Source organism: Candidatus Zixiibacteriota bacterium (assembly GCA_029860345.1).
In the GTDB taxonomy this organism is placed as follows: domain Bacteria; phylum Zixibacteria; class MSB-5A5; order GN15; family FEB-12; genus JAJRTA01.
Map to the genome: position 1 here is coordinate 521,385 of JAOUBJ010000001.1, position 13,904 is coordinate 535,288.

At 55.8% G+C, this 13,904-nt stretch carries 6 protein-coding genes; 1 reads left to right on the top strand and 5 read right to left on the bottom strand.

What is annotated here, in order from left to right; all coding sequences use genetic code 11:
* Positions 1 to 6: 6 nt before the first annotated feature.
* Entirely contained in the window at positions 7 to 2,745 is a 2,739-nt protein-coding gene (locus OEV49_01775; protein MDH3889785.1) for a M6 family metalloprotease domain-containing protein, read from the top strand.
* 330 nt (positions 2,746 to 3,075) lie between these two features.
* Here OEV49_01775 and OEV49_01780 read toward each other — a convergent pair whose 3' ends face one another.
* From OEV49_01780 to OEV49_01800, 5 genes are all read right to left on the bottom strand, one after another.
* Positions 3,076 to 5,460: a DUF362 domain-containing protein gene (locus OEV49_01780; protein ID MDH3889786.1), complete on the bottom strand. Its 2,385-nt coding sequence runs from the start codon at positions 5,458 to 5,460 to the stop codon at positions 3,076 to 3,078.
* Positions 5,461 to 5,555: 95 nt separating this feature from the next.
* A complete protein-coding gene (locus OEV49_01785) occupies positions 5,556 to 7,928 on the bottom strand; it encodes a DUF362 domain-containing protein (protein MDH3889787.1) in 2,373 nt (790 codons plus the stop codon).
* 94 nt (positions 7,929 to 8,022) lie between these two features.
* Positions 8,023 to 11,625 carry an FG-GAP-like repeat-containing protein gene (locus tag OEV49_01790; protein ID MDH3889788.1) on the bottom strand — a complete coding sequence of 1,201 codons (3,603 nt, stop codon included), beginning with the start codon at positions 11,623 to 11,625 and terminating at the stop codon, positions 8,023 to 8,025.
* Positions 11,626 to 11,855: 230 nt separating this feature from the next.
* Complete coding sequence (locus OEV49_01795) at positions 11,856 to 12,626, bottom strand: LytTR family DNA-binding domain-containing protein (protein ID MDH3889789.1); 771 nt, start codon at positions 12,624 to 12,626, stop codon at positions 11,856 to 11,858.
* A complete protein-coding gene (locus tag OEV49_01800) occupies positions 12,623 to 13,822 on the bottom strand; it encodes a histidine kinase (protein ID MDH3889790.1) in 1,200 nt (399 codons plus the stop codon). Before OEV49_01800 ends, OEV49_01795 begins: the two co-directional genes overlap by 4 nt.
* Positions 13,823 to 13,904 lie beyond the last annotated feature (82 nt).

The following is a 13,904-nucleotide window of genomic DNA, read 5'->3' on the forward strand; positions in this document are numbered from 1 at the left end:
ACCGGCATGTACACGCCTGATTTCGGAACCGACAAGATGACAGAGACCCGCCGCCACACCCCACCACCTCCCAATAAACCACCGCACTCGCATCGATTGTCAGTCGCTCTCGTCTGTTTGCTTCTCATCGGACTACTGCCGCTGATGACCCGGGCTGTCCCGCCGACCGACGAAGCCATCGAGAAATGGGTGGCCGAGGGAGTCTGGAAGAAAAAAGTGGAAACCTTCAACGCCTTCCGAATGGCCGGAGGCAACAGCCCGGAAGAGCACACACCGCTCGACCATCGACGTCTTGCCGGTAGCATGGCCTTGACCGACGCTATCGATACCGTGCATCTACTGGTCATCCTGGTTGACTTTGTCGACCACCCCTGGCAAAACGGCACTGAAGGTGATCCCAGCCTGATCGACTCGGTGCTTTTTTCCGAAGGTTACCTCAACCCGACCGGCTCGATGACCGATTTTTTTCTGGAAAATTCCTACGGAACCTTTCTGGTAAAAGGTGACCTCTACGGCTGGTATCAAGCACCGGAGACGTATGCTTGGTATGAGAACGGTGACGACGGCATGAGTCGCGGCAGAGATTTGGCCCGACACGCCGTGGAGATCGCTGCGCCGGACGTGCCGGATTTCGGCAAGTACGACTCCAACAACGATGGTTATTGCGATGGCTTGATTATCATCCACTCAGGCGCCGGGGCCGAGACCGGGGCTTACGGCATCTGGTCGCACAAAAGCAGTATCGAACCGCCGCTGGCCTACGACGGTGTTACCATGTCGGCCTACACCATGAACCCGGAGGAGTACCAGGGCGGTCTGTCACCGATCGGCGTGTTTTGTCACGAGTATGGACACTTCCTTGGTCTGCCGGACCTGTACGATATCGACTATGATCCTCCCTCGTCGCGCGGGTTGGGCAATTGGGCGCTGATGGCTTCAGGCAGCTATAACGGCGATTCGCGGGTACCGGCGCAGTTGATCGCCTGGTGCAAATCGGAGGTCGGCTTTCTAAACCTGATCGATGTCACCGAAAACATGCACCAGGTAGCCATTCCGTCGGTCGAGGACAACCCGGTGGCCTATCGACTGCACAACACCGTTACCACCGACAGTGAGTTTTGGGTGGTTGAAAACAAACAACCGTTTGGCTACGACGCGGCCCTGCCTGCATGGGGGTTGTGCATCTTTCATGTCGACAACAACGCTCCCTGGCCGAACATAAACCACCTCTGGTACCACGTCGCTATGGAGCAGGCCGATGGTCAAAACTCAATCGCCCTGGGCAACAGTCGGGGCGACGCTGGTGATCCCTTCCCCGGTGCTTCATGGGCGCGTGCTTTTCATGATCTGACCAACCCCAGTACGCACACCAACGATTCAGGCATTACGCACGGCGCCACCACGCAGATAGGCGTCTGGAATATCTCCAACTCCGACTCGATAATGTACGCCGACTTTGATCTCGAATGGTCACGACCGTATATCGAGCTGAGCAATTACGATTCGCTGGTGCTCGACGATGCCCCCCCCGGTGGCGATGGCGACGGCTACTTTGAACCGGGCGAAACGATCCGCTTCTACTGCCGAGTCACCAACCAAATGCGAACGGCCTTCAACGCCCAGGCAACCCTTACCGCCAACAGTCCGCATGTTACCGTCACGGTCGGGCAGGCCGCGGTTGCAGCTACTTTTGACGAGCTGGACTACATGAACTCCTCACCCATCGAGTTCGTGCTGGCCGATGCCTTTGTGCCGACTATAGATTCATTCGAACTTACAATAAGCTGTGACTCTACGGGATCGACAGCCGGTGGTGACGCCTACTCCAGAAGCTTCAGCTTTGAGGCCAACATCGGCCCGCCGCAGGTGTTGATCGTCGATGATGACCGAGGTCGCAACTATGAAGAGATGTATGCCGATGTGCTATATCGGCAACGCATCCCTTATGCGATTCACAGTAAAGAAACCGACGGTACCCCGTCCGGCGCAAAACTGTCGGACCATCGTATAGTCTTCTGGCACACCGGCGACTCATCGAACAACGTTTTGCAATCAGGCGATCTGGCGGCCATGAATCAGTATCTCGACAACGACGGCAATCTATTGCTGTCGACTATCTCAGGCGCCTTTGACCTGACCTTGCTCGACTCATCTTTTCTGCATGACTATCTCGGCGCGGTAGTGATAGGCGCTCATCGATCCTTTGCTTTCGATGGTGTCGACGGCAATCCTATCGGCGACAGTCGCAAGTTCCGCTATATAGCCGCACCGCCGGTCTGGTCCGACAATGCCATCGTAACCCCGGTCGGCGGCGGATCGGCTGCTCTTACGGTTTGGAACAATGGCAGTGTCTGCGCCGTCACCGTCGACTCATCGTGGCACAGCCTGTTGGTCAATCTGCCGGTGGAATATATCACCGACGATTTCGTGGCTCATGGATACGGCACGAAAGACACGCTGCTTTTGAGTTGTATCGATTTCTTCGGTGGCATCCCCATGATCGGCAACCCGGCGCCCTGCTGCGTCGGCATCCGGGGTGACGCCGCCGATCCTATGGACGGCGTGATCGATATCACCGATCTGGTCTATTTGATCGATTTCATGTTCCGGGGTGGTCCCGAGCCGCCGTGCTTTGAAGAGGCTGATGTCAACGGCGACTACGCCGACCCGCTTGAGATAACCGATCTGTTGTACTTAATCGATTACATGTACACGGGCGGTCCGCCACCGGTTGCATGTCCCTGACCACGGTTGCGGCCGACCGTGATCCGCCGAATGCGAGACACAAACTAGTGCTGCGCTTACCGCGCAGCGGCGGGCCTTGTGTCCGCCGACTTCAGTCACCCCGAGCGGAGTCGAGGGGGAATTCCTTCGGGGCGACGCAAGGCCGCCCCCTACGCGGAACCTGGTGCGATACGAACGCCCCTGTATGTCGTGTATACTGAACTCAATTCGGGTCGGGCGGCATCCCTGTGAGGCTGCCATCTTCGCCAAAACCGGAAGACGGCGGAACAAGCGAACTTGTTCCGCCGCTTCGTTGCAGCGACAGCCCTACGAGACGCAGAGACGGAGGGTCTACTCGACCAGACAGGCTGGGGGGGCCGCCGCTCCGTTGAACATGTAGTCAACCAGGTACACAAGGTCGGCTATGTCCACTTGTTTGAAAACATCGCCGATCAGATCGCCGTCGATGTTGGCCTCCTTCCAGCAGGTAGGTTCGGCGCCGCCTGAGAACATAAAGTCGACCAAAAACACCAGGTCGCTGATGTCTACGATATCAGCCGGGTCGCCATCGATGTTACCGCGGATATCTTTGCAACAGGAAACCGTTTTTACCACGCCGTTTGACGAGATCGGCTCGTATTCGGCCAGCACACCACTGAATGTAGGCCGTCGATCAAACGAGCTGTACTGATACCCATCCACCTGGATCACCGCACTGTCACCGACATCGGGTATGCCGACGGTGTGAAAGAAAAGTCGCAATATCGGACCCGTGCCCGGCATAAGTCCGGGGTAGGGGCCTTCTCCCACTCTCATGCGTAAGGTGAATCTCTTCGTCGCCGGCGACAGGTGAATCATCTGCGTATAGGTGAACGATTCGGTACGACATCCGGCGACGGTGAAGGAGTCGTAATACAACTCGAGATCACCGGAGTATTCGACGGGAATCATGATGTCGTCGGCAGGAGCATTGTTGGTGGCATACAGTGTGACTTCGACCGAGCCGGCTTTCTCGATTTCGACCTGCTCGCCGACAATGGTATCGGCCAGGACAGTTATGTAATGTTGTCTGTTTCGGGTGCGAGCATCGGACTGGGCGTCGATGGTGAGACCGACATCGTAGATACCGCCTTCGTTGAAAGTGCGGCTGACTGTCTGACCGCTGGCGGCTTCGCTGTCGCTGAAAGCCCAGGTCCAACTGTCCACCGATAACGACGAACTCCCTTCAAAGGTCACATCGAACGGCGCCCAGCCAATCACGGTGTCGGCGTGGAAGTTGACACCACCGTCGGTGGCGATCATTCGGCTGGAGTCCATGGTGCAGGGCAAACCGGCTGAGTCGGCCAGATAGTTCGCCCAATTGGTCAGACTGTAGTTGTAGAGACTCCGGGAATCATCCGGGTTCGTTTCGCTACTCGGATACTGGGCGATTGGGGTCAGTATGTGTTTCGCTGAATACCACGATACGGCCACCGGATCGGTCGAGGCCAACAGCATGTTGGTGCGCACAATCGTGTCGAGCGTTAGGGGCCCGGTACAGGATGTCCAGTTAGCGTCAACAATGTTCAGCCGGGGCCACGTCTCTTCCATGATCCGGGCCACCAAAGCGTAGGGGCCGAAGTAGAGGACGTCATGCAAGGGGTCGATACCGCCATAGCGTTGATAGTAGTAGGCAATTGTACCCATGCCCACCCAGTTCTTTACTGCGATAGTTGCACCGCCGCGAAAGTGCGCCTTGAGCACCGGGAAGTTGATTATGCACAGCTTCTCCAGGTCATACGTTTGGCTCTCTGTATCCCAGATTCCTTTACCGGCAGAGATATAGTAGTCTCCCGAGGGAGACTGGAACTTGGGATAGGTCACATGAGTCGATGGATCGTACAGATAGCCGTCGCTCATGTCGCCCTGGTCGTACTCCTGCGGTACGGCGTAAAAGATGGAGAACCAGTCCAACAGAAACACCGGGTATCCCTTGGCGTAAAAAGTGTTCACGACATCACCAATCGACTGCCGAATGTCGTCGGAATTGTTGTCGGCGTCGTTGATGCCGGTGCCGTGATCCTGAGTGTTGTCGGCGACTATTATCTCACCGCTAAAGCCGTCGGGATGTTCGAGGATTTGCGTAATCAGTCCCTTGACCCGATCATTGCTGGTAGTATTCTGGGCCGTCCACTGGTAGTTCCCTTTTATAACGACAACGTTGTCGGCGCCCACGATTCCATCAGGATGTTCGGCGGTACGGTATAGGTGAATTCCTTCGGTCGTCATTACGTTCCGCAGTTCGTCCATAGCCGCATCCCTGAGCGATGCATCCGGAACCGAGGCACTACCGGCCGCCAATGATGTCAGACTCGGTGCGATATTGTCCAGCACCACAACTTTTGCAATCGGATCAGGCACCTCCCAGACCGGAGGTACTTCGACTGCACTGGGCGTCCATCGTCTTTCCTCCGATTGAGAAACGTCGGGCGCTCCCGTAATCATCCAGACGACACCGGCCAACACCATCGCCACCGCGCTCACTTTGGCGAATCGTCTCAGCAGGAGACTTCCGGCCAGGAAGGCCGCCGCCGCCAATATCCACGACCCAGCCACCGGCATTGCGGCTCGCTGGCACGGATAGGTCAGCCGCTTGGGATTGGCCCCGCTTCGCACCAACAGCCAAATCAGGGCCATCGGTCCCACCAGCCAGTGCCAGTTATCTTTGATTTGACATAGTTTTCGCTTCGCATCCATTTTTAACCTCTTGAGCTTTTTGTCCACCTTCCAATGGCTGAGGTGCCGACCTTTCTGATTTCCAGCACCCGGGGGACCATGTCATCACCTACGGTTCAGGCCGGGCATGCTCCCGGCGGCGGACCGCCGTTGAACATATAGTCAACCAGATGAACCAGGTCGGCGATGGTGATATCATGAGTATAATCGCCCATGAGATCACCGTCGATGTTCGCCTCCTTCCAGCAGTCCGGATCAGCGCCGCCTGAAAACATAAAGTCGACTAAGTACACAAGGTCACCGATGTCAACGACGTCCAGTGGATCACCGTCGACATTACCTCGTATGTCTTTGCAACAGTCGGAAATCCGGACGACGCCCGCGACTGTGGCCGGTGCATAATCGGGCCAGACCCCGGCGAATAGCGGCAGATGATCGCTGGCGCCCACTGTGTAGCCATCGAGAAGAATCGCGACCGAATCGCCCGACGATGCTCCCACGGTGTGAAAGTGCAGCTTCACTACCGACCCGGTTCCAGCCTGCAAACCGGGGTAGTTGCTCGATGTTTGAAGTTGCAACGTGAGTTTTTTGCCCACGGGCGAGTAATGCAGAATCTGTACATCTTCAAAGAACTCAGTTCGACATCCGGCCACCGACATGGAGTCGTACTGCAAATCCAATGTACCTGAAAACTCCACCGGAATTGTAATACTATTCAGAGGTAAGACATTGGCGCCATTGATGACCAATTCGATATTCCCTCCGATCGGTAAGTCGAAGGTCGAGGCGGCGAGCGTATCGGCCAAGGCTGCGATATAACGATGTTTGGTGCGAGTACGAGTGTCGCCGTCTGAATCGACCGACACAGTCACGTCGTACAATCCGGGGTTTTCGTATGTGTGGGTGGCTGATGGTGTGGTGGATGAGCCGCCATCACCGAAATCCCATTCCCAGCTGTTAACGGAGAGCAGGGAGGTAGCTTCAAAACCGACTTCCAGCGGAACCGATCCAAAGGCAGTATCGACTTGAAAATTGACGCCCCCGTCAGAGACGGTGATCTCAGCCGAGTCTTTCGTGCACGGCATCCCGGCCGAGTCGACCAGGTAGGCTGTCCAGTTGTCCAGACACTCGCCATACAGCCCCGTTGCCAGATCGGGATCGGTCTCATTCGGACGATCTGCAACCGGGGTGAGAATGTACTTGGCGGCATACCATGACACCGCTACCGGATCGGTCGAGGCCAGGATCATATTTGTGCGGGCAAGAGTATCCAAAATGTGCGGACCGTCACAGGTGGTCCAGGAAGCGTCGACGATACTCAGTCTCGGATACGTTGCCTCCATAATCCGTGCCGTGAGCGCATAGGGAGTAAACAAGTAGGTGTAGTGAAGCGGGTCTATACCGCCGTAGCGCTCGTTGTAATAGGCTATGGTGCCCATGCCTATCCAGTTCTTTACCGCGATAGTAGCACCGGCCATCCAATGCGCCTTAAGGACGGGGAAGTTGATGATACACAGTTTGGAGGAATCGTAGCTGGATGTCTGCGGATCCCAGATGCCCTTGCCGGCTGAGATGTAATACTGCTCCGATGGAGATCGGAATTTCGGATACGTTACGCGGGTGTAAGAGTCATAGGTAAAACCATCGCTCATGTCGCCCAGTTCATACTCCCACACGACTTCGTAGAACATGCTGAACCAGTCGACCAGGTACACCGGGTAACCTTTGTCGTAGAAGCTGTTGACAACATCAACGATTGATTGTTCTTGGTCATCCGAGTTGTTGTCGAAATCGTTGATGCCGGTACCGTGATCCTGCGTGTTATCGGCTACTATTATCTCGCCGGTGAAGCCATCGGGGTGATTCAGGATTTGCCAAATCAGACCCTTGACCCGGTCTGCGCTGGTCACGTTCTGGGCTGTCCACTGGAAATTGCCCTTGATAAGCACGACGTTGTCGGCCCCTACAACACCCTCCGGCTGTGACTGATTTCGATACAGGTGAATTCCCTCGGCCGTCATCGCGCCCAGCAGTTCATCCATAACATCGTCGCTGAGATTCTCATCCGGCACGGAGGCGTCGCCTGCAGCCAACGTGACCATGGCCGGGCGAAGACCGTCCAGGACCACAACTTTGGAAGTCGGGTCGGGCACTTGCCATACCGGAGGTGGCGCGATGCTTTCCATCTGCCAGCGAACCGTCCGTGACTGCGAGACATCAGGGGAGCCGGCTATCATCCAAATGACTCCAGCCAGCACCATTGCAACCGCGCTCACTTTGGCGAATCGTCTCAGCAGAAGACTGCCGGCGAAAAAGGCGGCAGCCGCCAAGACCCAAGAAGCCGCAACCGGCATCGCCGCCCGCTGGCACGGATAGGTCAGCCGCTTGGGATTGGCGCCGCTTCTCACCAACAACCATATCAGGGCCATCGGTCCCACCAGCCAGTGCCAGTGGTTCTTGATTTGACACAGTCTTCGCTTCGCATCCATTTTTTACCTCTTGAGCTTTCTGTCCGCCGTCCCATAGCTGCGATGTCGACCTCTCTGACTTCCGGCACGTCCGGACAGTGTCGTCACCAACGGTTCAGGCTGGACAGGCACCCGGCGCCGGTCCGCCGTTGAACATATAGTCAACCAGGTAGACCAGATCAGAAATCGTCACCAAAGCACCGCCATCAGCGTCGACATCGGCTTGCGTCATGCAAGCCGGGGCATCGCCTCCGGAAAACATAAAGTCCACCATGTAGACCAGGTCCGCGATCGATATCTGACCGCCGCCGTCATAGTCAATGTCACCACGTTGGATACAGCAGCAAGCGTCACCAATCCCGTCGCCATTGCTGTCTTCCTGTCCGGGGTTCGGTGTGCTCGGGCAATTGTCGACCTCGGCGCACCAACCATCGGAATCGATATCGTTTTCAGCATCATTGGGACACAGGTCGCACACATCGCCGATCATGTCACCGTCGACATCGACCTGTTCCGGGTTGAAAACGTCCGGACAGTTGTCCACGCCGCAGGCGTCGGCCGGCTGGCCGGGGTCGGCGTAACCGTCGCGATCCGAGTCAACAGCGTAGCAAAGGTCGCCACCTTCGATGGCGTTGACGAATTGATTGACATCAAGGTCGGTATAGATATCTTCAATACCTGACGGCCAGGCAATAACCAGCGAATCTATCAACACCGCGTCACCAAGACCGAATTCCGCGTTAAGTGAATTCTGAGTGCAGTATCCGTTTTGCGACGAGATCTCGTGCGTTTGCCACACCGGCGCGCCGTCTATAGTCGCCTTGACCGACAGTCTGGCGCCGACGGCTGAATTGTTGGAGACCACGCCAACACAGTTGACATTGATCCAACTATTGGCGCTGCCGACCTCGTTGCGATACAGATTGTTGTTCTCCGACTCACCAAACCAACGGGCCACCACCAAGTCCTGGTCACCGTCGTTATCATAGTCACCCCAGGCGCATCCGTAGGCCCATCCGGTGTCTTTGGTAATTGCATAGTCCGTGATCTGAGCGAAGTTTCCGCTGCCGTCATTCTCATAAAACAAACATGGTTGCACGCCACCATAGCCCACGGCTACGAACAGATCGAGATCACCGTCGTTATCATAGTCAATCCAACTGCTGCCGATGGCATTCTTGGAGTCGGATACGACTACCCCACTGGTCACGCGCTCAAAAGTACCGTCGCCAAGGTTGCGATAGAGAAAGTTGTTGGACAAGCCGTTGTTGGCAACGAACAGATCAAGGTATCCATCGTTGTCATAGTCGCCCCAACTGGCCCCCCAGGACTTGCCGTAATTGCTGACGATGTCCTGGCCGGTAACCTGCACAAAGGAACCATCACCCTGGTTCTCAAAAAGGGAGTTGTGGGCGTTGGACTCGTTGGCCACAAATAGATCGAGATCGCCGTCGTTGTCGTAGTCGCCCCAGACGCCGCAGCGGGAGGGCACTGCCTCATCGACGATCGGTCCTGAGGTCACGGCTGTGAAGGACTCATCACCATTGTTGAGATAGAGAAAGTTCCGCAAGTTGCCTGAGGAATTGGCCACGAACAGGTCGAGATCACCATCATTGTCCAGGTCGCCCCAACTGGCTGCTTCGGAATAGCCACTGTTGGTCGCGGGCGGCTGGGCGGTCACCTGGGTGAACGCTCCGGCGCCGTCGCCCAGGTAGAGCAAATTGTTTTGATTGTACCAGTTGGCCACGAAGGCATCGACATAGCCGTCGTTGTTATAGTCGGCCAGGGTGGCGCCGTCGGAACTGCGACCGTCGGATACAATGTCGCCGGTAACAACTTCGGTGAAGCTGCCGTCCATGTTGTTTTTGTAAAGCATGTTGTCGTCGCCGCCGCTCTGCCCGTTGCTGACGAACACATCAAGCCAGCCGTCGTTGTCGACATCGACAAAGTTGGCGCTGCGTGAACCGCGACCATCGGACACGATAGCACTGAAAACGACCTCAGTGAACACATCAGCGTCGCACAGATCACCAACACCGTCGCCGTCAGTGTCATCCTGACCCGGATTGAAAACGGCCGGACAATTGTCGGTCGGGCAGTCACCCTCGCCGACATCAAGCAGACCATCGCCGTCGGAATCGACACCGTTGCAAAGAGCCGACAAACCTTCGACGGCCGTGTAATCCTGGTTGACTGTCACGTTCAGAATGGTGTCGGCCATGCCGGACGGCCAGGCGATGATTACCTGGTCAACGACCGTGGCATCGCCAAGTCCAAAACTCAGCCGGACGTCACTCTGGCTGCGGTGGCTATAATTAGTGCGCACCTCTCGCATTTGCGTAACACTGTTGCCGCCGATTGTCGCCGTCAGACGCACCTGCGCCCCGACACCCATACTGTTGGACACGACGCCGAGTGTCTTGATTCTGATCCAGTTGCCGGTCGAACTCTCATTGGTATACAAGTAATTGTCGTAGTCTTCCCAGTTGGCCATATAGATATCAAGGTCGCCGTCGTCATCGTAGTCGGCTGCACCGGTACCGGATGAATTCCCCAGGCGCGTCACGATCTCACCGACAGTTATCTCTGTAAAATCACCGGCGCCGTCATTCTCATACAATCGGTTAGGCGCCATGTATCTGGTGATCAGGATATCCAGATCGCCATCGTTGTCGAAATCACCCCACGTACCGCTGCCTGAAGGGCCGGTGTTGGCGGCCACCACACTGGACGTAAGCTCAACAAACACACCCGCACCGTCATTGCGATAGAGTTTGTCCGGTTCGCCGGGCGGGTTATACTGACCGTTGGCCAGCAACAGGTCCAGGTCTCCGTCGTTGTCATAGTCACCCCAGCTACCGCCATGCGAGGATGATGCATCCGAAGTCACCGGACTACCGGTCACTTTCGTGAACGTCCCATCACCTTCGTTGTGATAGAGAAAATTGTGTTCATGACCGGTGTTGGCCACGAACAGGTCCAGATATCCGTCGTTGTCGTAATCGCCCCAGGCGGCGCCCCACGAGTAGCCAATATCCGTTAAGAATGGTTCATCGTAGATACGTGTAAACGTCATGTCTCCGTTGTTATGATAAAGAGCATTGGTGCTCAGACTGTTGGGCACAAAGAGATCGAGAAAGCCGTCGTTGTCATAGTCACCCCAGGCACAGGTGTATGACGTGGCCTCGTCGGTCACAATGGCGCCCTCGGTGACCTTGGTGAAGCTTTGGTCTCCGTTGTTCAGATAAAGAAAATTCGCACGGTTCGACTGATTGGCTACATAGAGGTCCGGGAAGCCGTCGTTGTTATAGTCACCCCAACAGGGACCGGACGAAAAGGGCTGGAAACCGCCGCTCGCTTCGTTGACAATCGCCCCGTCGGTGATAAAAGTGAACTGCGTATCACTCTCATGATGATACAGAAAATTGTTCTGATCTTGCCAATTGGCAATAAACAGATCGACCTGACCATCCCGATCATAATCGCACCAGGCGACACCTGCTGAGATACCACCATTCGATACAACTTCGGCGAATTGAAGTCGCGAGAATGAGATTTCGGCGTATACCTGCGGTGACAGTAAGAACCCCGCAACGGTTACTGCCACCAGCAGGTACACGAACCTTGACTGGGTCGACCGAACCCGCCCGAAAAGGCGGCTGGTCTGTAATTTGTTTTGGATGTAACTTTTTTCCGTCTGCCTCGTTGTTGCACGCATCGTGAGTCTCCTATCTCTCAATTGATGTGCTGCGTCTCATAAGTCGTGAGTCCCGCAATCTGTCGACTAGTCGATCAACTAAATGGTCGTCCGGATTTCATCAACCTTACATTGATTCCGGATCAACACGACTTACCCCATTGACGAATCAGGTTCCCCGGCGTTGCGGTTGTGTGACCACCAGCGGCGGCGCGGGACGAGCGGCTATTGAAGAGTGATAAACGGATTGATCAGAGATCGCCGAGGACTTGATCTAATTGCGGGCGGAACCGTCGGCTCAGCGGCAAACGGCTGCCGTCCTCAAGCTGCACCAGGTAATCTCCGTGGAGATGAGCTTCAAGTTGCTTGACCCGGTCCAGGTTGACAATTACAGTGCGATGGATACGCGCAAATCCGGCCGGGTCCAGTTGCTGCATGATCCCCTTCATGGTTTCGCGCAGAAGATGCGTTCGCCGTCCGACGTGCAGTTTAACGTAGTTGCCGGCCGATTCGACCCAATCGATCTGGTCGATTTTGAGGATGGTAATGCGCCCACTTTCTCTGATGAGGATACGTCGGCGCAGTCGTTTCTCTTTATAGAGGCTGTCCATCAGCGACTCCGCCTCGGACGAACCATCGCCCCCCTGCCTTAGAGCCAACTCGCGCAGGGCACGATCGACGGCATCATGAAAGCGGGCCTGGTCGTATGGTTTGAGCAAGTAGTCCACGGCGTGAACTTCAAACGCTTTGACGGCATATTGGTCATAGGCAGTCACAAAAACCACGACCGGCATCCTCTGAGGACCTATCGTCTGAAAAACCTCGAATCCATCAAGCTGAGGCATCTGGATATCCAGAAAGACGAGTTGCGGCGCCGTTTCGACAATCGAGTGTACCGCCTCGCGACCGTTGGCACATTCGCCGATGATTCTGATTCTTGGATGATCTTTCAGCAGGGTGCGAATTCGCCGGCGGGCCAGCGGCTCATCATCAACAATGAGCGTTTCAACGGCATTGTTCATTGATGATCTGTTCCGGCCGGAAGCGGCGGCTCAGCGTTAAACGGCAGGCTGATCGTTACCCTCAGGCCCTTTTGGTCACCGTTTTCAAACTGAACCGACTGTTGGTTGCCATAGAGTTGTTTGAGCCGCTCACGGGTGTTGGCCAAGCCCAGGCCGTTCGACGAATCGCCGGTCGGGTCGCCGTTCAGCCCGGGACCGTTATCGGCCACGCAGAGTCTGAGCACAGCACCTTCCTGACGCGCCGTTATCGTGATTTCTCCCTGTCCGGAACCACGCGAGACGCCATGTTGCACGGCATTCTCCACCAGGGGCTGGAGGATCAGATTCGGTACCCTGGCGTCCAGGGTCTCGCCGGCGATTTCACGATTGACGATGAGCCGATCCTGAAACCTGAGCTGTTGAATCTCCAGATACCCGTCCAAAAAGGCCAGCTCTTTCCTTAGTGATACTTCCTGCACCGACTCAGAATCTAAGGCCACTCGCAACAGATCGCTCAATCGGGTTGTCATTTGATCGGCAGTTTTCGGTTCGGTGTGGATCAGCGCCGTAATGGCATTCAAGGTGTTGAACAAGAAGTGCGGATGAAGCTGCATCTTCAGCGCCTGCAACCTCGCCTCGGCCAAACGACCTTCCACCGCCACCAGACGCTTTTGCTCGTCGCTGTAACGACGGTAGTATCGAATAGCGTAACAAACGAATGCGATCAGAGCATAAGTGAGCACGGCGCCATGCAGCCGCGTCCAGATAGCACCTGTGAACCAGGGCCAGATACTGTCAAAGGTCATCCCCACCTGCAGATCGTAGAGAAGACGCAGACCGACAAGAATCATTGAATAAAGATAGATGTGTACGAGGCCGATCAGTATCCCCAGTCCCAGATGAGCCAGCCCGGCTCGTACCCAGTTCTTTCGGTCGACTGCTATCCATGCTGTAATACGCACTATTAGCAGGCTGAGCAGACCCCACATGTACCATTCGCCCATCGCCCACATGGCCGCCTGTTTCCAGGGTACCCAGGGAACACCGTCGATACAGTAGATAGCCCATTGGCGCGGCGCCTGCGCCAGCCCCAAAAAAGTCCAGCCGGCAATCAAGAGCAACCACTTGCGCCACCCCCGCATAGCGAATAAGGCGGAACTGACCTTCGGGCTGGTCGGCTGATCTGACGAGCTGTCTGCTATCTTTGTAGTATCCATCGTTTGCTAACCTGGTAAAGGCATCTACCTTCAATTAACGGACATTTGGCACCTTGGCAAGAGGATTCTTGAGAAGCCGTTG

Excerpts from the sequence above, each read along its gene's own strand:
- OEV49_01775 (MDH3889785.1), top strand. The coding sequence starts at position 7 with ATGTACACGCCTGATTTCGGAACCGACAAGATGACAGAGACCCGCCGC.
- OEV49_01780 (MDH3889786.1), bottom strand. The coding sequence starts at position 5,460 with ATGGATGCGAAGCGAAAACTATGTCAAATCAAAGATAACTGGCACTGG.
- OEV49_01785 (MDH3889787.1), bottom strand. The coding sequence starts at position 7,928 with ATGGATGCGAAGCGAAGACTGTGTCAAATCAAGAACCACTGGCACTGG.
- OEV49_01790 (MDH3889788.1), bottom strand. The coding sequence starts at position 11,625 with ATGCGTGCAACAACGAGGCAGACGGAAAAAAGTTACATCCAAAACAAA.
- OEV49_01795 (MDH3889789.1), bottom strand. The coding sequence starts at position 12,626 with ATGAACAATGCCGTTGAAACGCTCATTGTTGATGATGAGCCGCTGGCC.
- OEV49_01800 (MDH3889790.1), bottom strand. The coding sequence starts at position 13,822 with ATGGATACTACAAAGATAGCAGACAGCTCGTCAGATCAGCCGACCAGC.